18 protein-coding genes are annotated in these 21,590 nt (G+C 58.4%); 8 read left to right on the top strand and 10 right to left on the bottom strand.

The features are described 5' to 3' along the window. Positions 1 to 173: 173 nt before the first annotated feature. The 6 genes from QD461_RS34565 to QD461_RS34540 form a co-directional block, all read right to left on the bottom strand. Entirely contained in the window at positions 174 to 746 is a 573-nt protein-coding gene (locus QD461_RS34565) for a DUF1419 domain-containing protein (RefSeq protein WP_331371272.1), read from the bottom strand. Positions 747 to 809: 63 nt separating this feature from the next. Then, the gene (locus tag QD461_RS34560; protein ID WP_028753479.1) at positions 810 to 1,841 is read right to left on the bottom strand and encodes a DUF3991 and toprim domain-containing protein; all 1,032 of its coding nucleotides are present in this window, start codon (positions 1,839 to 1,841) and stop codon (positions 810 to 812) included. A gap of 199 nt (positions 1,842 to 2,040) precedes the next feature. Beyond that, on the bottom strand, positions 2,041 to 2,217 hold the full coding sequence (locus tag QD461_RS34555; protein WP_015341926.1) for a hypothetical protein: 177 nt from the start codon (positions 2,215 to 2,217) through the stop codon (positions 2,041 to 2,043). A 654-nt stretch (positions 2,218 to 2,871) separates the two neighbouring features. Further along, on the bottom strand, positions 2,872 to 3,513 hold the full coding sequence (gene dhaL, locus QD461_RS34550; RefSeq protein ID WP_013984746.1) for a dihydroxyacetone kinase subunit DhaL: 642 nt from the start codon (positions 3,511 to 3,513) through the stop codon (positions 2,872 to 2,874). A gap of 10 nt (positions 3,514 to 3,523) precedes the next feature. Beyond that, a complete protein-coding gene (locus QD461_RS34545) occupies positions 3,524 to 4,516 on the bottom strand; it encodes a dihydroxyacetone kinase subunit DhaK (protein ID WP_004130028.1) in 993 nt (330 codons plus the stop codon). Between the two features lie 21 nt (positions 4,517 to 4,537). Next, positions 4,538 to 5,389: a sugar phosphate isomerase/epimerase family protein gene (locus QD461_RS34540; protein ID WP_028753480.1), complete on the bottom strand. Its 852-nt coding sequence runs from the start codon at positions 5,387 to 5,389 to the stop codon at positions 4,538 to 4,540. Positions 5,390 to 5,619: 230 nt separating this feature from the next. Between QD461_RS34540 and QD461_RS34535 the strand changes: the two genes are divergently transcribed. Beyond that, positions 5,620 to 6,549, top strand: coding sequence for a LysR substrate-binding domain-containing protein (locus QD461_RS34535; RefSeq protein WP_028753481.1), 930 nt, complete (start codon positions 5,620 to 5,622; stop codon positions 6,547 to 6,549). Between the two features lie 71 nt (positions 6,550 to 6,620). Here the strand turns inward: QD461_RS34535 and QD461_RS34530 are convergent, their stop codons facing one another. Beyond that, entirely contained in the window at positions 6,621 to 7,469 is an 849-nt protein-coding gene (locus QD461_RS34530; protein ID WP_004130049.1) for an alpha/beta fold hydrolase, read from the bottom strand. Continuing rightward, positions 7,466 to 8,434 (bottom strand): NAD(P)-dependent oxidoreductase, encoded by a 969-nt coding sequence (locus tag QD461_RS34525; RefSeq protein WP_015341921.1) that lies wholly within the window; start codon positions 8,432 to 8,434, stop codon positions 7,466 to 7,468. The genes QD461_RS34530 and QD461_RS34525 overlap by 4 nt, the downstream gene beginning before the upstream one ends. A gap of 394 nt (positions 8,435 to 8,828) precedes the next feature. Here QD461_RS34525 and QD461_RS34520 point away from each other — a divergent pair, with 394 nt between their 5' ends. The 3 genes from QD461_RS34520 (at position 8,829) to QD461_RS34510 (ending at position 13,333) form a co-directional block, all read left to right on the top strand. Then, positions 8,829 to 9,845, top strand: coding sequence for a TRAP transporter substrate-binding protein (locus tag QD461_RS34520; protein ID WP_004130054.1), 1,017 nt, complete (start codon positions 8,829 to 8,831; stop codon positions 9,843 to 9,845). Between the two features lie 9 nt (positions 9,846 to 9,854). Beyond that, positions 9,855 to 11,720 carry a TRAP transporter large permease subunit gene (locus QD461_RS34515; protein WP_028003112.1) on the top strand — a complete coding sequence of 622 codons (1,866 nt, stop codon included), beginning with the start codon at positions 9,855 to 9,857 and terminating at the stop codon, positions 11,718 to 11,720. 614 nt (positions 11,721 to 12,334) lie between these two features. Next, positions 12,335 to 13,333 (top strand): MBL fold metallo-hydrolase, encoded by a 999-nt coding sequence (locus QD461_RS34510; RefSeq protein WP_004130059.1) that lies wholly within the window; start codon positions 12,335 to 12,337, stop codon positions 13,331 to 13,333. Positions 13,334 to 13,510: 177 nt separating this feature from the next. Here the strand turns inward: QD461_RS34510 and QD461_RS34505 are convergent, their stop codons facing one another. Further along, a complete protein-coding gene (locus QD461_RS34505) occupies positions 13,511 to 13,768 on the bottom strand; it encodes a hypothetical protein (protein WP_041678048.1) in 258 nt (85 codons plus the stop codon). A 253-nt stretch (positions 13,769 to 14,021) separates the two neighbouring features. Between QD461_RS34505 and QD461_RS34500 the strand changes: the two genes are divergently transcribed. Continuing rightward, on the top strand, positions 14,022 to 14,351 hold the full coding sequence (locus QD461_RS34500) for a hypothetical protein (RefSeq protein ID WP_004130061.1): 330 nt from the start codon (positions 14,022 to 14,024) through the stop codon (positions 14,349 to 14,351). Positions 14,352 to 14,370: 19 nt separating this feature from the next. Here QD461_RS34500 and QD461_RS34495 read toward each other — a convergent pair whose 3' ends face one another. Then, positions 14,371 to 16,815: a beta-glucosidase H gene (locus tag QD461_RS34495; protein WP_414091403.1), complete on the bottom strand. Its 2,445-nt coding sequence runs from the start codon at positions 16,813 to 16,815 to the stop codon at positions 14,371 to 14,373. 460 nt (positions 16,816 to 17,275) lie between these two features. On the opposite strand from QD461_RS34495, the gene QD461_RS34490 reads away from it, so the two are divergent. From QD461_RS34490 to QD461_RS34480, 3 genes are all read left to right on the top strand, one after another. Next, complete coding sequence (locus QD461_RS34490; protein ID WP_414091402.1) at positions 17,276 to 19,792, top strand: methyl-accepting chemotaxis protein; 2,517 nt, start codon at positions 17,276 to 17,278, stop codon at positions 19,790 to 19,792. An 84-nt stretch (positions 19,793 to 19,876) separates the two neighbouring features. Then, on the top strand, positions 19,877 to 20,770 hold the full coding sequence (locus tag QD461_RS34485; RefSeq protein ID WP_015341914.1) for an MBL fold metallo-hydrolase: 894 nt from the start codon (positions 19,877 to 19,879) through the stop codon (positions 20,768 to 20,770). A gap of 12 nt (positions 20,771 to 20,782) precedes the next feature. After that, the coding region (locus QD461_RS34480) for an alcohol dehydrogenase catalytic domain-containing protein (RefSeq protein ID WP_414091401.1) at positions 20,783 to 21,590 on the top strand (808 nt) is incomplete at its 3' end.

Genomic DNA, 21,590 nt, shown 5'->3' with positions numbered 1-21,590 from the left:
TATCAAGGGTGAATGGATCGGTGCTCATCGAAAGCTCCTTGTGAGCGAGCGTCATCGATCCGCCGCAAGCGACAGTCGAGGAACGCGAAGGGGTGGAAGGGGCGCCTGCATGGGCTGCGCAGCTATCGTGGGCCGGGCGCGATTGCTTCGCGCACGGATGCAATCGGAAACTCTCAAGCCGCGATCGGCGAGGGGAGGTGGCGCAGTTGTACCGGCAGCTTGGCGGCGGTCTCGTCGTCGCTGAGGCCTTCCAGCAGCTTCAGAACAGTGCCGTCTTTACCGCCGTAGATCATCACAGTGCGCTTGCCGCGCGAGGCCTCCGGCCAGCGCTCGTCCGCATAGCCGCGAAAGTCGTCCGCCGTGCTGCTCCAGATGTGCTCRAGGCGTTCCGCGCGCGTTAAAACCCGGACCGGGCGGTTCTCGCGCTCGATAATCGGAAGGCGCATGGTCTCGACGGACGCTTTTTCGGAAAGGTCGCAATAGCCGTGAAAATAGCGGATCGCCTCATCGATCCGGAGTGCGAAGAACACTGATGTCACCGAACCGGTCAGGAACTCGCGCATCGCAAACATCGAACCGCAGATCCAGAGCGGCGGCAGGATTTCGAACCATTCGCCGTCATAGAGCGGTGTTGCGTCGTCTCCCCAACGGTTGGGCCGCTGGAGATGACGGTCGAACATGCGGAACATCTGCGGTCGGCTTGGGACGCCCTGGAAGACTTTTCGGATTGCGGGGTAGGGGTTCATCTGCACTCCTTCGGAGGTTTCGGGCCGAAGCGCGGCACTGTCCTATCGACCTTGCCTTCCTCTTCAGTCCTTCATGACCCCTTGGCTGCCGCCGCCATCGCGGCCGTCAGGGTCAAGGGCCGGCTCCGCCGGGCGAAGCCTCCCTTGACGCGGACGGCGCGCATGCGGCACGCCTCCTTCTTCCATCGTTTCCCTCTTTTCCTTTTCCCTGATCTTCAGGGTTTCGTTCCAATCCTCCTCGGACGGCCGAAGTCGAAGCCAGTCGCAGCCTGCATCGTCGGCAAGCGTCCGCAGCCGTTCGGCAAACATCTCGCCCTGCGGATTGGCGTCCGTCGCCGCTACCATCTGGACGGCGGGCTTCGCCGCTAACTTCCGCAACGCTGCCTCCGTGGTCGGCGACCATCCGCCGCCAGTGCTGAGATAAAGCGTCCCCTCCCGCAAATCTTCGATCGCCGCGAGGCTCATGGCATCGATCGCCGCTTCCGTGACGGCCAGGCGCGAAGCGCTGTCCGAACCGAGACGGAAGAGAACCTTGGTTCCTCCGGATGCAAAACCCCGGTATTGCGGACCCCGCGCTTCCCAGCCGGTCAAGACCCCGGCCTGGTCCCGGTGCGCCGCCCACATGCTGCCTTGCGGGCCTTCGCGCAGAAGGTCGCCTTTGACGGTCGCTCGCAGCACGGTCGCTGGCAGATAGCGCTCGCCGTTGAGGTACCGCCACGACGAGGAACCAGGCCAGGGTCGCCTGCGGGACTGCCAACGATCGGGAAGAGAGAGGTCGGATCTCTGACCATCTTTCGCGGGCTGCCACTCCGGCCCCGTGATCTGAAACCCGACCAGAGCCGCGACCCGTTCTGCACCTTCGGGAAAACCGACCCGATCGAGATGCTCGACGAGCCGGAACACATCGCCTTTCGCGTCGGACAGGGGATCGAACCACCCACGCCCTTCATAGGTGACGATAATGATCTCGCCGCCGCGGCGGAACTTGACTGCCCGTCGCGTGCTTTCCTTCGCGTCTATTGCAAAACCGGCATGCTCAAGCACTGCCGCACAACTGACCTGATCGCGCAGCGCTTCAATCTCTCTTCTCTTCATTTTTCATTCCGATCGCCCAGCGATCGGCCTCCATAATCCTTCCTTGCCCGTCGGTTCACCGACGCCTTTCGGCAGGCCCCGAAGAGCAAAGACCGCAAGGGCGCGGCTGGCAATTGTCGGATCATGCAAGCTGACGTCGGACGCGGCGAAGCCCCCCTTGCGGCCTGCCGCTCGCAAGGGGCACCCACGCGGCGCCGGCTCAATGAGCCGGCCATGGCGTATACTCGTGCACGATCGCCAGATCGTCGTCGGCGTCGATCTCGTCAGAAGGAAGGACGCCGTATTCTCCGTCGACCTCGAAGAGGGTGACCGGGACCATCAGGTCACGGGAAAGCTGGAGGGCGTGGGACTGTGCGAGAGAGAGATCGTGCGACATTTGAGAGGCTCCTACGGGAGCGGGCCAATTCCCGCTCGATGGCTCCTCAAAAGGCACGGGGTCCGGGCGCGATCACCGCGAGGCGAAGCCGACGCGGCCGCAGCTTGCTAGCGGACCCTTTATGGGTTGATCGTGGAAGATCCGGAACCGGGCCAGGACGCCATCACAGACAAGCGGGATTGGCTTGCTTCCGTTTGGGCCACCGTTCGACGCACGATTTTCGAGCTTCGTGCCAGGTCGTCGCTGCCCGCAGGCCGATTACTCGTGTCTTCGATTTAGCGGGTCAGGTGTTGGCTGAGCGAAGGACTCTGCGTCGCCGCGTGACCGAATGTCGCGTCAGCTTCAGTCGTGGCACCGCCTAAGTTGCGATGAGTCGTGCCTTTCGCGGTTTGCGGAACCCGACCCTGCAAGCGAGAGCGATGGTGCCCGGAGACCGAATGCATAGTTCGCCGCCGACCCAATCTGTCCGCCAAATTTGATTCCCGGATGGCCGCGAAAGCGGGTGTCCACCCTCGGGCGGCACACGAGGACTGTCGCCGGATTTCTATCGCGGCGCGTTTCACATCAATAACCGAGCGGCACTCTGGATTGGCTTCCCCTTAAGCTCGGCATCACTTCGGTTCTCACTATGATCACGCTCAAGAAGCGATGACACTATTGAAGCCTATTACGGGTTCCCTCAGACAACTCCTTGAGGATCAGCGCGCAAGACGTCGCACCAGCATCCAGCACGCCGAGCGATCGTTCGCCCAGCCTGCTGGCTCGGCCGATCCGCGCGATCAAGTTCACCGTCGAATCGCGGCCACTTTCGGCTGCCGCAACGAGGAGTTCCAATGCCTCGTCGAAGGATTTCCCTTCTGATGTCGCATTGTCAAAAGCTTCAACAGCAGGCACCAACGTGTCAAGCAATGTCTTGTCGCCGACTTTGGCCGAACCAATTTGTTGAATACCCGTCAAGCCAGCATGCAGCATTCGGCTGAACGTCTTGTTGTCGATCTGGTCGACCTGATCGATCTGCTGGGCAAACTCGGTGAACATCACACCGTAAAGCGGACCCATAGATCCGCCGATCTCGGTCATCAGGACTGTTCCGAGGGTCTCAAGCGCTTTTGCGAGCGATAGCTCCTTGCCGCGTATCCGGTCGGCCACTAAACCGAAACCTTTCGCCATATTTATTCCGTGATCGCCGTCGCCAATCTTGCCGTCGATCTCGCTGAGGTAGGCGCGGTTATCGATGATCGCTCTTGCCATGGAGACTACGATTTCTCCGGCTGCCGCGTTATTCATTTTTTGCATTGTTCCCTCCTTAAAGCGTCGCCGCGCAGCGAACCTCGACCTCCAGTAGCGACTTTAGCTCTTCATCGAGCGCCATGACCGTCAAAGTCGCTCCAACCATCTCAAGAGACGTGAAGTAGTTACCAACATACGCTTTGTGGATCCTGAGGCCGCGGCCGGAGATTTCCTCCTCGACTGTGTCGAAGAGAATGTAAAGTTCGTTCAGCGGTGTCGCGCCAAGGCCAGATACCAGTACGGCCACTTCTGTCCCCGAGCCGAGATCATGATCATCCAGCACGATCTGGCACATATCCTTGGCGACCTCTGATGCGCTCTTGAGCGCTTCTACTCGCACGCCCGGCTCGCCGTGATGGCCGATACCGACTTCAATGGTGCCAGGCTCGATCTGGAAGTTCGGATGTCCGACCGCTGGAAGAGTGCACGGCCCCAATCCGACACCGACCGAGCGGCAATTGTCGATGGCCTTCTGCGCTGCGTCACGAACCTCGGATAGGCTGGCGCCCATCGACGCTTTCGCTCCGCCGACCTTCCACATGAAGATCTCTCCGGCAACGCCTCGGCGCTTCTCCCGCTCCTCGGCGGAGGCGGAGCACACGTCATCGTTCGCAACCACCGTGGCAACCTCGATGCCGTCCTTCGCGGCGAGTTTCATCGCCATTTTCACGTTCATGTTGTCTCCGGCATAATTTCCGTAGAGGACAACGACGCCGTTTCCACCATTCGCTTCGCGTATGGCATCATGAAAGCTCTTTGCCGTTGGCGACGAAAACAGCTCGCCGACCGCGACCGCGTCGAGCATGTTGCGGCCTATATAGCCAATGAAGGCAGGCTCGTGTCCGGAGCCACCTCCAGTTACGACACCCACTTTTCCTTGCGCGGGCCGGTCAATCGCCGTCACCACGCGTTGGTTTTCGGCGAGGCGCACGATGTCTCGGTGTGCCTTCACAAAGCCCCTGATGGTATCTTCCACGACCTCATCGCGGTTGTTTACAAAACGTTGCACTGCGTCCTCCTCCAGACACGGTCATTGATTGTGGTTGAGCGCTCGCCGGACGACCTTGAGCGACCGAGCCAGCGAGTCCTCGATCGTTGACAGCGGCACGGGATCTTGGCGGCGAACGGGCTGCGCCTGCCGATTGCGATGCAGTCTCAAGGGAAGTTCAATACTGACCGGGAGGCTGTCGAGCTTTGCGATTGCAGCCAGGAGGCGCTCGCACCCGACCTTGCCGTCGCCGATATCGCAGAAAAACCAACCTTCGTCGGTTTCACGGACATCCTTGATATGGGCGTGCGCCGATTCCGGCAGCGCCAGGATTCCATCACCTGCGAGATCGTCCATGTCCGGTCGATGTGACGCCGTGTTTGCAGCGTCGTAATTTAGCTTTAGAAAGGGCGATCCGAATTCCTCAACAAGAGAAATACCGTCCCGCGCGGTGTTGATCAGGCTATCGCTGCCGTCTCCTGGGTTTTCCAGGCCAACGATGATATCAAAGGCTTCCGCTCTTCTCAGTATGGTTTCGACGTTGCGACGGAATGTTGCCTCTCTTTGTCGGGCGGCCGCGTTGGTCGCAATAACTTTGGCTCCAATCGCCGCGGCGAATGCCATGCGGCCCGTGAACACTTCGACCGAATCTTCGAAACCGAGGTCGATGTGCGACGACATTGCATGACACAAGAGCCCCGAAGACCTAAGCGCGCTGCGCCAACTGGTCATCTCGGAAGGTGTGAAGGCGGTCTCATCGAAGGGTTCTGTATATCCAACGATAAAGGCCGGCTCGAAATGGGTGAACCCGAGGGTTGCCGCGCTCTCCAGTGCGGCCTCTCTGCTATGCCCGTCGTACGGCGCGCCGGACACGGAGATCACCCGTTCAGCCATGCATTCCTCCCTTAGCAAAGAACGGCGCAAAGGCCGTTCCGAAGGGCAAAGTGTTAAAAACGCTTCATCCGGACAAGCGAATTCAATCGGTCAATACATGAATGCATCTCAACAAATGCATCATTTGCGTTAAATTTCCTCATGGAATATAGAGGAAGGGCGTCCTCCAGCGTACTGAATGTCTCAAGTAAGAACGGTGGCGAGGCACGCATAAACGGGGAGGAGGGGTGATGAGCGCGTTGGAGTTTCCTTCGCTGCGATCGCTACAGGTGTTGGAAGCTGTCGCACGTCTTGGATCTTTTGGAAAAGCCGCCGAGGAACTAAGCATCAGCCCCTCGGCCGTGAGCCATCAAATGGCCGCGCTGGATTCGGAGCTCGGAATTGCTTTATTTCATCGCTCCGGGCGTTCAATCATGCTGACTGACGCGGGAAGGGCTTACGCTGAAGAGATCAGCGCCTCCTTTCGAAGGATCGAGAGCGCCACTCGCAATTTCACGAAGAAGGGCAAAAGTGACATTCTGAATATCCATTCGGTTGTCAGTCTCGCTTCGCAGTGGCTCATGCCTCGCCTCGCCCGGTTTAGCGCCCGCTATCCGGAGATCGATCTTCGACTGCACGCTTCTGGTGACCCGGCCGAGCTCAGGACCGGCAACGTCGATATAGACATCCGCTACGGAACGCAGCCCGTGGAGGTTGGCATCGCCGTCGAGCCCTTCCCGCCCGAGCCAATAGTGGTCCTGTGCGCCCCATCGTTGGTCGAGGGCGCAAACGGAATACGCTCACCGCAGGATCTCGCCAGATTTCCGCTCATCCACTCCGAAGTGAACCTCTATCGCTGGCAGGATTGGGCCGACGACCACGGTGTGAGGCTCAACATGGATCGGGGGCTGCGTTTCGATAGATCTTTCATGTCCATCAATGCGGCCGCGGATGGACTTGGCGTTTGCCTGGAAAGCCTCATACTCGTCCGCCAAGATCTGAAAAGCGGGAGGCTCGTTGCGCCGTTTGGCCTGAAAGGCCCCAGCATCAATTGCCATAGTCTCGTGTACTTACGGTCCAGGGCAAGAACGCCAAAGATCGCTCTGTTCAAACGTTGGATCGAAGAGACCCTGGCTGGCGACGCGGTTTCTGCGAGTGAGATCGACGTCGGCGGGAGGTGAGTTATGCGCAATCGGGGTCGGTGATGCGCGACTGGTGGATCAGACGCGCATCCCCGACGTCAGGCAGTGGTTTAGCCGAAGAATTTCCCGAGTTCGTTCGCTATGAATTCGGGAGCTTCTTCCGCAACCCAGTGACCCGAGCCCGGGATCAATCCGCCTCGAACGTCACTTGCCACCCGCTGCAGTGATTCCATCGTCTCCATGCCGCGGCCAAAACCACTGTCTCCGCCCAGGGCGAGGACCGGCATTTCGAGCTTGCCATCCCTCTCGAGGAATAACTCGTTGTCTTTGACGTCGGTTGGAAAGCCCCGATAATAGGCGAGAAGTGTGCGCAGGCCACCCGGTTTCAGGTAGGTACGGAAATACTCATTCTTGTCTTCCTGAGATAGCACGTTTGCCCGGCTGCCGTAATTGTCAAACAACCATTCCAGATAGATATGCTCGCGACCGCCGAACATCGCTTCCGGCAAATCCGGCGTCCTGAAGAAAGGRTGGTGCCAACGGCGGCCGCCTTGCGACATGTCCGCTCCATCGCCAGGAATGGTAACGTCCAGGATCGCGAGCTTGCTAACAGCCCCCCGGTGCTGCGCGGCCAGGGCAAACGCCACCGGGCCGCCCCAGTCGTGTCCCACAAGATTGAAGCGATCGATCTTCAGATGTTCAGAAAGAAGCTCCCACACGTCCTCGGCAATCGTTTTCTTGTCGTACCCATCGGCGGGCCGGGAAGTGTCGCCGAGGCCCCGCAGGTCCGGCGCGATGATCGCGTACTTGTCCGCGAGGAAGGGGATCACGTGCCGCCATTCGTGCGAACTCTGCGGCACCCCGTGAAGGAGAACCAGCGGCTCACCGGATCCTGCGGTCAGGTAGTGCATGGTGATGCCGGACAGTCGCGCGTAATTGCTTTTGATCTCGGCACTCACTTTTTTGCCTCCTTCTGGCCCGCGGTCATTCCCCGATACGCACGAATGACCTGACTGTCATCTGCCGAGCCTGACCCCTGCCCAGACGCKGCAAGGAAGAACTGATGCGCAACGGAGGCGAGCGGCAGGGCGGCCCTGGCAGAGGAGCCGGCGGCAAGCACGATACCGAGATCTTTCACAAAAATGTCTACCGCGCTCGTTACCTCAGGGTCTTCCAGAAGCATCCGCTGGCCACGATCGTTGAGCATCCAGCTGGCGGCCGCCGAGCCGGACACGATCTCGAGTACCGTTGAGGTGTCGAGGCCAGCCCTTTCGGCGAGCGACAGCGCCTCAGCCGCTGCCGCCAAGTGTACGCCGCACAGCAACTGGTTGACTGCTTTGGCAACCGATGCCTGGCCAGGCCGCTCTCCGAGATAATAGATCTTGGAGCCGAGCACGTCGAAAAGATTGCGGCTCATCTCATAGGTTTGCCTGTCACCAGCCACCATGATGGAGAGCGACGCGTCGCGCGCTCCGGCGACGCCGCCGGAAACAGGCGCATCCAGAAACCGGTGACCGCGAGCAATAACGGCCTCGGCGAGCTGTTCAACCTCGCCGGGAGGGCATGTTGACATCAGGACGACGACGCTGGCCCTGGTTGAATTTGCCAGGGCGCCCCGTTCGAAGAGGGCTTGGTGCGCCTGGTCGATGTTGACTACCATCAACATCAAGACGTCAGTCTCGCTGGCCGCTTCTGTAGCGTCTGGATAGGCAGTCCCGCCACTGTCAGCGAAGCTTCTTAGAGCATTCTCCGAGATGTCAAACCCCTTGACCCTGAAGCCGCTTTTTAGGAGATGCGACGCCATCGGCAATCCCATCGAGCCGAGACCGATAAAACCGATTGTCGGTTTTCCCGGTCCTCGTGCCGGGCTCGGCTTTGTTTCTAAAGCTTGGTGCAATTCCGGTCTCCTCCGCGATACTGGCACGTCATAGGCCGGCACATCCCACCGGAGTGCCATGCTCGCATGCAAAGCGGTTAGCATGGCGGCTTCCTCCACATCAAAAGAGTTTGCGCAAAAAACATGTGACCTGGATTCATGTTGCCTGGCGCGTTCTCCCAGAAAAACTTTGCCTCCATCGCGGGTCACGCCGAACTCGCCTGAGTTCAACTCACCATTGGCCGGAGGCAATTCATTTGCGGACGTTTGGCGCAAGCGCCTAATTTACGTCCAGCCGCACAGTGGGAGGCTTCCGGCTTCAGCGACATCAGTCCAAGGTCTAAGCAACCTGCACGAAACTGAGGACGCTTACGAGGAAAGCGCCTGCGCTGGAGGCTCCTAAAAACATCGACATAGATCAACACGGTTAGAGGAGGAACCAATGATCAGAATGAATCGCCGTACCCTTATTATGAGTTCCGTGGCGATGACCGCCGCGCTTGCGGCACCGCGCATCATGCGTGCGAGTTCGCCTGAATTCTCGTTTAAATTCGCCAACATCATGCCGGTTGATCATCCGCTCAACACGCGGATGACCGAGGCTTCCGACAAGATCAGCCAGCAGACAGACGGCCGCGTGAGCATTCAAGTGTTCCCCGCGAGCCAGCTCGGCACCGATGCTGATATGCTCAGCCAGCTTCGATCAGGTGGCCTGGACCTTCTTGCGCAGACAGGCCTCATCGCAGCGACACTCGTCCCGCCGGCGGCCATCACCGGTGTAGGATTTGCCTACCCCGACTACGCGCAGGTGTGGAAGTCGGTGGATGGTGAGCTCGGCCGGAGCATCCGGACGGCTTTTGAGAAGGTCAACCTGATCGCCTTCGAGAAGATGTGGGACAACGGCTTTCGGCAGACGACCTCGATCGGGAAACCGATCAAGTCGCCCGAGGACCTCAAGGGCTTCAAGATCCGCGTCCCTCCTGCGCCGCTCTGGACATCGCTTTTCAAGTCTCTCGGCGCCGCGCCGACGTCGATTCCATGGGGCGAAACTTATTCCGCACTCCAGACCCACGTCGCCGACGGTCTCGAAAACCCGCTCGCTGGCATTTACTTTGCCAAGATGTACGAGGTTCAAAAGTATCTCTCCCGGACCAACCATATGTGGGACGGCTTCTGGATTCTCGCCAATCGGGACAACTTCGAGATGCTGCCTGAGGACTTGCGTGACATTGTCGTCACCGAGATCAATCGCTCGGCTATCGTGCAACGCGCTGATGTCGAAAAGCTGAATTCCGAACTCCAGGCAGAGCTGACGAGCAAGGGTCTTGAATTTATCGACGTCGATGTTTCCAAGTTCCGCGCGACGCTGCAAGCTTCGTCGTTCTACTCCGATTGGAAGGGGCGTTTTGGCGAGGAAGCATGGGCGTTGCTGGAGTCTACCTCGGGCAAATTGATCTGAGGCGTTGACATGGCTACTTCTGAAAATGTCAGCCCCCCGGTGATCGGCGCGTGGCCAGTCCTGGCGAAAGCTGAAACGCGCCTGGTGCGCCTGATTGAATTGATCGCCGCAGCACTTGTTGTTGTCGAGGTACTCGTGCTGTCGGCGGGCGTCTTCGCCCGCTATGCATGGGGCGAGCCGCTCATCTGGTCGGATGAGCTCGCCTCCATGTTGTTCCTCTGGCTTTCGATCGTGGGCGCGGTCCTCGCTTTTCACCGCGGACAGCACATGAGGATGGGCGTTATCGCGGACGCGATGCCGCCCGTCGTAAGGGCAAGACTGGAGGTGGCTGCACTTGTCTTTTGCCTTTCGGTCTGCGTGCTTCTTCTGCCCAAGGCCACGGCCTACGCTCTTCATGAAGTTCCGGTCGTCACTCCCGCGATGGAAGTTTCGGTCGCATGGCGTTCTTTTGGTCTTCCGATCGGACTTGGCCTGATGCTTATCCTTGGCGTGACCAATGCCCTTCAGCGCATCACGCTGAGCGATTTCCTGATCGGGGTCCTTGTAGCCGCATGCTTGATAGGGTTGGCGATTGCGGCGAAACCGTTGATCATGGCGATGGGCAACTGGAACCTCGTGCTTTTCTTCGTAGTCTTCATCGCACTAGGTGTGCTGAGCGGCGTACCAATCGCGTTCGTGTTCGCTCTCGCTGCCATCAGTTATGTGGCTCTGGGTACGAGCCGTCCGATAAGCGTGATCGCGGGTCGGCTTGATGAGGGAATGTCGCATCTTCTCCTCCTAGCGGTCCCGCTGTTCGTGCTGCTGGGTATGCTGATGGAGGTTACGGGCATGGCAAAAGCGATGCTGAACTTCCTGGCGTCCTTGCTCGGACATGTCAGAGGCGGCCTGTGTTACGTCCTCGTCGCGGCAATGTATCTGGTGTCTGGGATATCGGGTTCGAAGACCGCCGACATGGCTGCTGTCGCCCCGGCACTGTTCCCGGAGATGAAAGCGAGAGGATCAAAGCCCGGCGATCTCGTGGCCCTGCTTGCGGCTACGGGTGCGCAGACGGAGACGATCCCGCCGAGCCTCGTATTGATCACCATCGGATCGGTTACGAGCGTATCGATTTCGGCCCTGTTCATAGGCGGTCTTTTGCCGGCGTTCGTCTGCGGATTGATGCTTTGCGTTGTCGTCTGGTGGCGCTATCGCAACGAGGACATGTCGGGTTTTCGCAAGCCGCCAGCCAGGGAGATCTTTCGCACATTCCTGATTGCGCTTCCGGCTTTGGCCCTACCTTTTATCATCCGTACAGCGGTTGTCGAAGGCGTTGCTACCGCCACGGAAGTCTCGACAATCGGCATTGCCTACTCGCTGCTGGCAGGCCTCCTCATTTACCGCCGGTTCGACTGGAAGCGGGTGGGTCCGATGCTGGTGGAAACGGCGGTCTTGTCCGGAGCCATCCTTTTCATCATCGCGGCGGCAACGGCTGTGGCCTGGTGCCTGACTCAATCGGGTTTTTCGCGTGGGCTGGTTCAGACGATGGCGGGTCTACCCGGAGGAGCGCCGATCTTTATGATCGTGTCGATCGTCGCGTTCATTGTGCTCGGTAGCGTGCTGGAAGGCATTCCCGCGGTGGTTCTGTTCGCACCCCTGGTATTTCCGATCGCCAAGGGATTAGGGATCCACGACGTGCACTATTCGATCGTGGTCATTCTCGCCATGGGAGTGGGCTTGTTCCTCCCGCCGTTCGGCGTCGGTTATTATGCCGCCTGTGCAATCGGCCGTGTGAACCCAGTGGAAGGCATAAAGCCGCTGTGGGGGTACATGATCGCCCTGCTTCTCGGGCTTGCGATCGTCGCAGCGGTGCCCTGGATCTCGATCGGCTTCCTATGACGTGCGACCGTAGGCGGCCGGTAGAGAAGTCGGCCATTCTACGGTCGTAACCATGTCGGATAAGGCGGAATGCCGGGCTGGCAACGCGCTTCAGAAGCATGCTGCTGGCTCCGCAATATGCCCGGGAAGAAATGTAGCGCCCACCCGAAGATCGTTACGTCCTCGCGGTTTTCCGTGGCTTCTTCCTCAGGAGCGGTGCGCTCTTCGAGGGAAGAGGTAACATCTATCCTCCGACCGCTTAATGAACACCGTTGGCGACCTGACGCAGAGCCACTCACATAACAATGAGGCAGCCAAGGCGATCCACGATAATCTTGCCGATATTCGGATGCGAGCCGCGTCCCGCAGTCAGGGAGCCAAGAGTTCTTTCGAACTCACCGAAAGCCAACGAGATCTGATGGCCGGACCAACGCGGTACCCCGAAACCGGTTGTTTCGATTGATGAATCGCAGGTCCGAGCGAGATCATTTGTTGAGCGATGCTCATTGAAATGGACTCGCAATTCAATTGTCCTAGACCTGCCACTTGATACCTTTCCGATGCAGACAAAGCCGAAATCCGTCGCAAGACAAGCGCGGTCTGCAGACGCATTTTTACAAATGGGGAGGAGTGAAATGGGAAATGAACGTTTCGAGATCGACCGCCGCAACTTACTATTGGCAGGGGGAGCTGCTTTGAGTGGAGCCGTTTTGGGTGCGAACAGTGTAGCGGCTCACGCTGGGGCGAGCCCCGTTTCCGGGGCACAAGCTCCGGACTTTTATCGATTTGCCATTGGGGACGCCCAGGTAACCATCGTATCAGACGGCCCACTTCCGCTCGGCGACCCGACACAAAGTTTTCTCGGCGTCCCGGCCGACGAGATAAGATCCATGCTAAACCACAGCTTCCTGCCCACGGATGAGGTCGTTCTCGCTCAGAACGCACCTGTCGTAAACATCGGTGGCAAGCTGATTTTGTTCGACACGGGGATGGGATCGCTTAAGCAATTTGGCCCGACGACTGGCCGTCTCAAGTCTTGCTTGGCCGCCGCGAATATTGCGCTGGAAGATATTGACGCTGTCGTCTGTTCGCATGCTCATTGGGACCACGTCGGCGGAATCTGGGGCGACGACGGGAAACCAACGTTTCCAAATGCCCAGGTGTACATCAGCCAAACCGACTACGATTTCTGGACCGACGAGAAAAAACTTGGAGGCGATCTCAACGGTCTAGTTAAAGCCGCGATCCACAACCTCAAACCCGTGCGGGACCGCATGGTTTTTTTCCAGGACGAACAAGAGTTTCTTCCTGGTATTCATGCCATTAGCGCTCCTGGACACACACTCGGCCATAGCTGCTTTATGATTGAGTCAGCAGGAAAGACAATGTGCTATGGCGGCGACCTCACTCATCATCCTGTGCTTCTGTTCGAAAAGCCTTTGATGGAATTTGCGTTCGATACCGATCCCAAACTGTCAGCTCAATCGCGTGTGCGCATTCTGAAAATGCTGGCCTCCAATAGAATACCCTTCATGTCCTACCACTTCCCATGGCCGGGCTACGGGCACGTTGGCATAGCGGGAGAGGGCTTCGCGTATTTTCCTGAGCCACTACATCTTAGCCTGTTGGACTGAGTGGTAGAGAAGGGCGCGAGGGCAATGCCTTCGCGTCAATCCTATCCGGAGGGCAGTCGAACGAAATCATCACATGGCGGAAGTTACGCAACAAGCAATGTGCGCCTTCATCGCGTTGCTAGACATCAAGTCACGCGGGAACGCCAACTGAAATCAAGAGCGATCGGCGGACCGCACCTAAAGGCCATTCCTGATCGGAAACATATCCTCGCCGTAGTGGTGAAGCCTTGTGTGATGCCGTCGGCATAACCAGCGCACCTTTAAAGGGTCGTCGTATTGATCATGATGGGCGTCGACCGTTTCAATCCCGCAGACCTCACATGTTTGCTTTTCCAGCTCGCCTGCCTTTACGGCTCGCTGTACAGCAAGATGAGCATCATATTTCGCTGGATTAGCACGGCGCCAATTTGCTTGGCGGGTGTCGGTTTTCAGCATCGCCGCATCCTGTGCCTGTAATTTTGCGCTCTCGACCGATAGATACCTGGAGAGGGCTGCAGGCTCAAGTTTCCGCACAGAGCGACGGCGTCTGTCCGTGGCTCCGCGTCCGAAAACAAGATTTCGCATTGCCAGGAATGATCAGGGTTGGGCCATCGAGATCCAAGTTTGCTGCCCGCAATCTTCGCACGGTGGATACGATATCGCTCGTGTCGATCGGTGCTCCCGATCGTAGCGCGCTGGATGACTAAGCTTGAAATTTCTGCTCGATACATATGTCCTGAAGGAGATCGGTCGAGCCGAACTGCACGAGAATGTGGCAGCCCTCGATACGATTGACGATTCCGATCTCGCGACAAGCGTGAGCTCAGTTCGAGAGACTGCGAAAGGCATCAAAAAAATTGTAGGACCGACGCTGTCGCGAACGTGTCCGCCAACGCTTCCGACGCCATCTTCGCCGCCTATGAAGGTCGGTATCCTTCCTGTCGATGACAATATCGCCCGTCTTGAGCCATTCTTTCACTCATTCACCGAGCTTCACCGCACTGCGCTCATTTTAGGACTCAACCACCACCAAACGTAGTCTTTGATTCTCTGCACGATTAGAGCGCTAAGACAGCGCCCTTTTGCGTGACAGTTCCACTCAAACGGATGTCGGTGGCCGAGAACCCAGCCATAACTGCAAATTCCCCCGTCTCTATCCGCCAGCACCGCTCGGTCGTGTCGAAGAAGGCAAATGTTCGGGCGTCAAGAATGAAACTGAGCCTTCGTTTCTCACCGGGTTCCAGGGCGATTTTCGAGAAGGCTTTCAGTTCTTTGACCGGTCTGGGTACAGATGCTTCAACATCGCCGACATAGATTTGCACCACTGCCGAACCTGGCCGCTCGCTGACGTTGGTCAATCCCAGTGTCGCTGTCACCGCGCCGGCAGCATCCGGCAGCCCTACCGTCAGCTCTGACATCGCAAAGCTTGAATAACCAAGACCATGACCGAAGGGGAACAGTGGCTTAATGTCCTGGCGATCGTAGTGCCGATATCCAACGAACACACCTTCGTCATATCGCACATGGCCATTCTTGCCTGGATAGACCGCGTCATCCTCGGTATGTGTGGGATTGTCAGCCCAGCGCACGGGGAAGGTCTGTGCCAGTCGGCCCGAAGGCTCGGCCTTGCCGAGGAGGACATCGGCGATCGCGTTGCCAGCTTCCTGGCCGGGATACCAGCATTGCAGTACTGCACGAGCACTGGAAAGCCAGGGCATTTCCACCGGTCCACCAGTTTGCAGGACGACAATCGTGTTCGGATTGGCCGCAATTACCGCCTCAACAAGCTGGTCCTGCAGACCGGGAAGCGCAATGCCGCGGAGATCGGAGCCCTCGGTATCCCAGTCGCCCGTTCTGCCCACGAAGACTACCGCATGATCAGCCTTCGCGGCGACGGCTGCTGCCTCGGCAATCTCCGCTTCGGCCGAAAACCTGCCTATTCCTACCCGAATTGCGGCGATATAGAGGTTGACGTGATCGTGCCGGGCGTACTCGGCGACGACCTCGTATTTACGGCCGGCTTCGAGCGTGATTTCACCCACGACCTCCTCGCAGCCTTCTTCAAAGAATGTGGTACCACGTGTCCAGGAAGCCCAGGCGTCCACCACAAGCCTGCCGTCCACATAGACACGGCCAWGCCCCGCCGAGGTCAGGCCGACGCGATAGCCGCCGGCTTCTGAGGCTGTGAAGACGGTGCGCATTCGGGCGGAAAAGCGATGCGGATCGACGGTGCCCCCGGCCACGGGGGGCAACCATACACCGAGGCTCGACGGTTCCTCGATAACATTCACGGGCTCGCCAGCAAGCTCCCTCCCTTGGAAAAATTCGAAGGTTGTCGGGTTTTCGATCAGCGGCTGAAACCGATAGTTGCTGCAACCTTGAGCGTAGAACACGTTCTCCTCACCCAGGGCGTCCGCCAGCCCCTGCCACGGACTGACGACATAGTGGGGGTTCAACTGCGCCGAGCCGCCTCCCATAATCTGCGCGATCTTGGCATTGGGTCCAATGATGGCGACCGTACCTTGCTGAGCCAATGGCAGGATGCCGTCATTCTGTAGCAGAACTGCGCTTTCCGCTCCCGCGCGCCTGATGAGTGCCCTATGTTCCGGCCGATTAGTGGCGTACTCCTTAAACTCGCGATGATCGTTGATTGCGCCGGTGCGTTCCATCAGGGTCAGGATATTGTGCACACAGGCGCGGACGGTCTCGACACTTACCTCGCCCGCGTCGATCGCCGCCAGAAGCTTGGAGCCGCGGTCGCGGGTCGGGCCCGGCATCTCCAAATCCAGCCCAGCATTCACGGTGGGTGCGGTCGAACGCGAGCCGAACCAGTCCGACATCACCACGCCGTTAAAACCCCAGCCACCGCGCAGTACCTCGTTCAACAGCCAATGGCTTTCCGCCGTGTAAGTACCGTTTAGTTTGTTATATGAAGACATCACGGCCCAGACCTTTGCCCGCTTCACCGCCGCCTCAAAGGGTATTAGGTAGACTTCGCGCAGAGTGCGTTCATCGATATCTGAAGAGATGGTTGTACGTTCGATCTCGGACTCGTTGCCAGCGAAATGTTTTATCGTGGCACCCACTTTCTTGGACTGCAGACCTTCGATATAGCCGACGGCAAGTTCCGCCGTCAGTATCGGATCCTCAGAGAAACACTCAAAGTTTCGGCCGTTTGTGACGCTGCGCTGGATGTTAACGGTCGGCGCCAGCGAGACATGGGCCCCTTTGGAAAGAACCTCGTCACCTAGCGCACTGCCGATTTCCCTGGCTAGGTCCGGGTTCCAACTCGCTCCGATGGCAATGCCTACCGGGAAAGCCGCTGCAGTCACACCCCCGACAAAAGACCCCGCCCCGCGGGCGCCGTTGGGGCCGTCCGTCAAGCGCAATCTCCCTACCCCTAGGCGGTCGATGGGCGGTAAAGACCAGAACGTATCGCCGGAAAGTAGCGAGACCTGCTCGGCCAAGGTCATATTATCGAGCAATGCTCTCGTATCAGTCATCTTCTCTGCTTCCTCAATCTCAACACTTACCGTTCCCAGATCGGGCATCTCGATATGCATATTGGGAAAGCTGGTGAGGTCGGCGTCATCCGTGGAGCCGTCCATCCATGAGAAGGACCCGTTTGTTCCCCAAGGCGCCGTCACCACGACGACGACATGTTCGCAGTCTTCACATGGCCGAGATGCCGTCACCGCTTTCCACTGAAAACAAGGACATCGCGGTTTGATCGATGTAAGCGGTGAAAGTTGTGCCGGCTGCGGCAGCGCCGGTTCTGGAGTTATTCCTGCGCAAGTTCGCGAGACAATTTGATAAACCTAAACATGCTTTATCAGACAATCTGTTGACAGACAATCCTCAGTCGCGCAGCCTCGTGTCGTCATTGATGATTCGATGCTTCCATCGGAGGCGGATCCCGATTGATGAAGCTTCTTCACCGCCTATGGACAAGGATGGACCACAATGGACAGGCTGTTGTCCCGTTTCCGGCTACAGACAAAAGTAATCATTTTCGTACTGCCTTTCATAATCAGTATTTGCGCGGTGGGGTTTTTGGGGCACTACGCCGCGGGTCTCCTACAAAGCCGCCTGGAAACCTCAAGCCAGGTGATGCAGGTGCTCTCGGGTTTCCGTGACGTCTCCGCCTCGATGAGAGAGTTTCTCGACGAGGCGTCGGAAGAAAGGCGCGATCGCGTGAAGGCTGACCTGCTCGCGCAGCAATCGCATCTGCAGGCTTTGGTGACGAATGCCGGAGCTACGGCGGAAAGCGAAGGCCTCCAGTCGGCAAACGCGATTATGCTGGACGTGGTGAACAATTTTGGTTCTCTCTGGAGCATCCATGAAAGCGAAGAGAAACTGATAAGCTCGATCGCCAATCATTCTGAATCGCTGGTTTGGTCGCAGAATGAAATGCTCAGGCTAGCAGACGAGTTAAGGAAGTCCGGCGAGCAGTCCGAGGGCGCCGCCAAATCGATGTTGCGCGATGCCGACAGGGTGACAGGCTATGCAACCTTCTTCCTTGATCTTGCCGCGGGCTACCAATCCGCCGGAACGACCGAGCTGAAACTCAAATATTTGGGCGGCAAAGTGGGCGAGTTGCGTCGGAGCGCCCGAAATCTGCGGGCTTCCTTGCCATCGGACGCCACAAAACTGTCGAGCTCGGTCGATGGCGCGGTGAAAAGCGTAACACAACTTCTGTCGCAGGGCGCTTCATCGGACAACACCGTAGGCCTCGACACCGCAATGTCCGCGTTCAAGGAAATCTCCGTCGCGATTAACGCGGTAGCGAACCAGCAAACAAAGAAAGCAATCGTCGAGTTCGCAGGTCTCGACCAACATTTGGCGAAGATCAGCAGCGCCTTGGACGGCAGCCGAAGACTTTCAGACTCCAGCTATCTCATCAGGATAAACCTTGCGCGCTTCATAGCCGACCCTACCGAACAAAACCGTGCGCAGCTCGTCCAGAACTTTGACAGAACGAAGAAGGAGATATTGGACATCTGGAGTGCCGCTTCCGACCTCGACCTTTTCAAGGCAGTCCAGAATACGGTGCCGCCGGCGGTAGAGGGTATGACGCAGGACAGTGCGAAGCTCGTCGAGATCTCGGAAGTGAGGCGTGCGCAATATAGGCAAACGACAGACCAGTTGAACACCATATGGGGCCACCTCACGACGTTTGCCGACGCCCAGCGCGCAAGAGCCATTGAAGAGACGGCTTACGCGAATGGCATTGGCCTCATCACGACATTTGCCGGCGTCCTCGTCGCACTTCTCGCTGGCTTCGGGATGATTGCGACTTTCAAAAAACCTGTTGTCCAGTTGACCGACGACATGCGGCGTTTGGCGGAAGGGGACCTTGACATTGAGATCGGCGGTTCTGAGCGCGCTGATGAGCTCGGAGAAATGGCCCGGGCGCTCTGTGTCTTCAGGGAGAATGCCGCGAGGAAGATCGAGATCGAGAACGACGCGGATCGTCAACGATCGGCTTCCGAAGCTGAACGTCGGCACAACGAGGCGGAGAAAGCCGAGATCGACAAACAGATCGGCGACGCCRTCGACAGTCTTGCCGCTGGGCTGGAGAGGTTATCCAACGGTGATGTTTCGAGCACGATCGATCAACCGTTCTCCGGGCGGCTGGAACAATTGCGACGGGACTTCAACAATTCGTTGCTGCGTTTGCAGGCGACGATGTCGGAACTTCGCGGCAACATCGTGCTCATTCGGCAAAATGCAGACAACCTCAGCAGTGGCGCCGATGATCTCTCCCGCCGCAGCGAGCGTCAAGCCGCGTCGTTGGAGGAGACCGCGGCCGCTGTTCATCAACTCACCGCGACGGTGCGTTCCTCGACAGAGCAGGCACAAGCCGCAGCCCAGCTGGTAAAAGAAACCAAGCAGGCCGCGGATGCGTCTGCTTCAGTGGTCACGAACGCGGTTGACGCTATGGGACGAATAGAAGCGGCTTCCGGGCGCATTTCGCAAATCATCGGCGTCATCGACGAGATTGCCTTCCAGACCAATCTCCTGGCACTCAATGCCGGTGTCGAGGCCGCGAGAGCTGGAGAAGCGGGGCAGGGCTTCGCTGTCGTGGCCCAGGAAGTCAGGGAACTTGCCCAGCGGTCGGCTCTAGCCGCCCAGGAAATCAAGGAACTCATAGCAAGATCAAGCGAGGAAGTCGCCTCGGGATCGCGATTGGTGAACGAGGCGGGCAAGGTGCTGATTGCGATATCGTCGAATGTTGCCGGAATTTCCGAAAGGGTTGAGCTTATCGCTGCGGCGAGCAGGGACCAGGCGGCTTCGCTTATCGAAGTGAACCAGGCCGTTGGCGAGATCGATGACAGCACCCAGCGAAACGCTGCCATCGCCGAGCAAGCCCACGCCGCCACCCAGGAACTCACAAAAGAGACCCAGCGGCTGATGCAGCAGATCGAACAGTTCAACATCGGCAGGCCAAGGGGTCACGTGCTTTCGATCGTTTCCTGACTTCGTAGACAATCACCACTATTGTGTTGACAGATTTTCATACAATCTGTCAAATGGTGCAGCCAATCTGGGAGGATAAGCGGCGTGCTCAATGACCAAGCGCATCAGACTAAGTTGCCCTATTTCTATCCGTTCAAGTTCGGAAGCGGCGAAATAACGGTACTTTCGGACGGACCGTTGGAATTGGGCGACCCACGGGAGAATTTCCTCGGGGTCGACGCAGCCACGGTGACGGAAATGCTCGACAGGAACTTCCTGTCCAGTTCGTCGGTGACCCTCGAGCAGAACATCCCGCTGGTCAAAATCAACGGAAAGACCATCCTGTTCGACACCGGGATGGGGACGTCGAAGATTTTCGGGCCGACGACCGGTCGCCTGCTGAAGAGCATGCAGGAGGCAGGGATCGACACTTTGGAAGTCGATGCCGTGGTGTTGTCCCACGCACACATCGACCACACCGGCGGACTTTGCGATCAGGACGGCAAGCTTAATTTTCCCAACGCGGAGATCTTCATAAGCGAAAGCGACTTCGATGACTGGACCGACGGAGGCAAGCTTGATGACGGTTTCAAGGCCCAGGTGGAAAATGCCCGGAGGAACCTTCTTCCACACCGTGATCGGATAACGCATTTCGTGGACGGTCAGGAGTTTCTGCCGGGCGTGCAGGCAGTGCACGCTCCAGGCCACACCTTGGGCCACTTCTGCTTCCTCATGCAGTCGGGCAACGATCGGCTCTGCTTCCTCGGCGATCTGACCCATCATCATATCCTGCTGATGGAACGCCCGTGGATGGAGTTCAAGTACGACACCGATCCCAAGCTCTCGGCGCGGTCGCGCACACGGGTGCTGGATATGCTCGCGACAGACCGCATACCAGTGATGTCCTATCACTTTGCGTGGCCCGGGCTCGGCAATGTCGCCCGGGAGGGGGAAGGCTTCCGCTACGTACCCGCCGCCATGCAGATGCTCTCGAGATAGGAATACGCGACAATGCAGATGAAATCAGTCATTCTCCGAGAGTCAGGGCTTCCCAAGCCGTATGCAAGTTCGCGGCCTCTCAGTGTCGAGACCGTCGACCTGGCGCCTCCGGGCAATCTTGAGGTCCTGGTCAAAATCAAGGCCGCTGGTGTGTGCCACTCCGACCTGTCGGCGATAAATGGCGACCGCCCCCGTCCATTGCCTGTCGCGTTGGGGCATGAAGCGTCCGGCATTGTCGAAGAAATCGGACCCGGTGTGGATACAGTGAAGGTTGGCGATCACGTCGTGATGTCGTTCCTGCCCATCTGCGGACACTGCGATTACTGCGCGGGAGGACGCGCAAGCCTCTGTGAGCCGGGCTATCGCGCAAACGCCGCCGGGACATTGTTGAACGGTAGCAAGCATATCCGTCTTCGGGGCTACGATATCAACCATCACAGCGGCGTATCGGCGTTTTCGGAATACGCGGTCGTGTCGGCGCACTCGGTCGTCAAGATCACCAAAGACGTGGACGTCACCATGGCGGCCTTGTTCGGATGCGCCGTGATGACAGGCGTCGGTGCCGTCGTAAATACATGTGGCGTGAAGCCGGGGCAGTCGGTCGCCGTCATCGGCCTGGGAGGCGTGGGGTTGTCGGCCGTCCTCGGAGCGGTGGCTAGCGGGGCAAGCGAGATCGTCGCCATCGATTTGATGCCGGAGAAGCTTGAGTTGGCTAAGGCGCTGGGCGCGACGCGTACCTTCCTGGCAACCACGCCGGATGTCATCGGCGAGGTCAAGGAAGCGACCCGCGGGGGAGTGGACTACGCCATCGAGATGGCAG

It is taken from the genome of Rhizobium sp. BR 314 (assembly GCF_047445805.1).
In the GTDB taxonomy this organism is placed as follows: Bacteria; Pseudomonadota; Alphaproteobacteria; order Rhizobiales; family Rhizobiaceae; genus Rhizobium; species Rhizobium lusitanum_B.
This window is presented reverse-complemented; position numbering and strand designations above follow the sequence as displayed.

Excerpts from the sequence above, each read along its gene's own strand:
- QD461_RS34560 (WP_028753479.1), bottom strand. The coding sequence starts at position 1,841 with ATGAAGAGAAGAGAGATTGAAGCGCTGCGCGATCAGGTCAGTTGTGCG.
- QD461_RS34555 (WP_015341926.1), bottom strand. The coding sequence starts at position 2,217 with ATGTCGCACGATCTCTCTCTCGCACAGTCCCACGCCCTCCAGCTTTCC.
- dhaL (WP_013984746.1), bottom strand. The coding sequence starts at position 3,513 with ATGCAAAAAATGAATAACGCGGCAGCCGGAGAAATCGTAGTCTCCATG.
- QD461_RS34540 (WP_028753480.1), bottom strand. The coding sequence starts at position 5,389 with ATGGCTGAACGGGTGATCTCCGTGTCCGGCGCGCCGTACGACGGGCAT.
- QD461_RS34535 (WP_028753481.1), top strand. The coding sequence starts at position 5,620 with ATGAGCGCGTTGGAGTTTCCTTCGCTGCGATCGCTACAGGTGTTGGAA.
- QD461_RS34520 (WP_004130054.1), top strand. The coding sequence starts at position 8,829 with ATGATCAGAATGAATCGCCGTACCCTTATTATGAGTTCCGTGGCGATG.
- QD461_RS34515 (WP_028003112.1), top strand. The coding sequence starts at position 9,855 with ATGGCTACTTCTGAAAATGTCAGCCCCCCGGTGATCGGCGCGTGGCCA.
- QD461_RS34510 (WP_004130059.1), top strand. The coding sequence starts at position 12,335 with ATGGGAAATGAACGTTTCGAGATCGACCGCCGCAACTTACTATTGGCA.
- QD461_RS34505 (WP_041678048.1), bottom strand. The coding sequence starts at position 13,768 with ATGCTGAAAACCGACACCCGCCAAGCAAATTGGCGCCGTGCTAATCCA.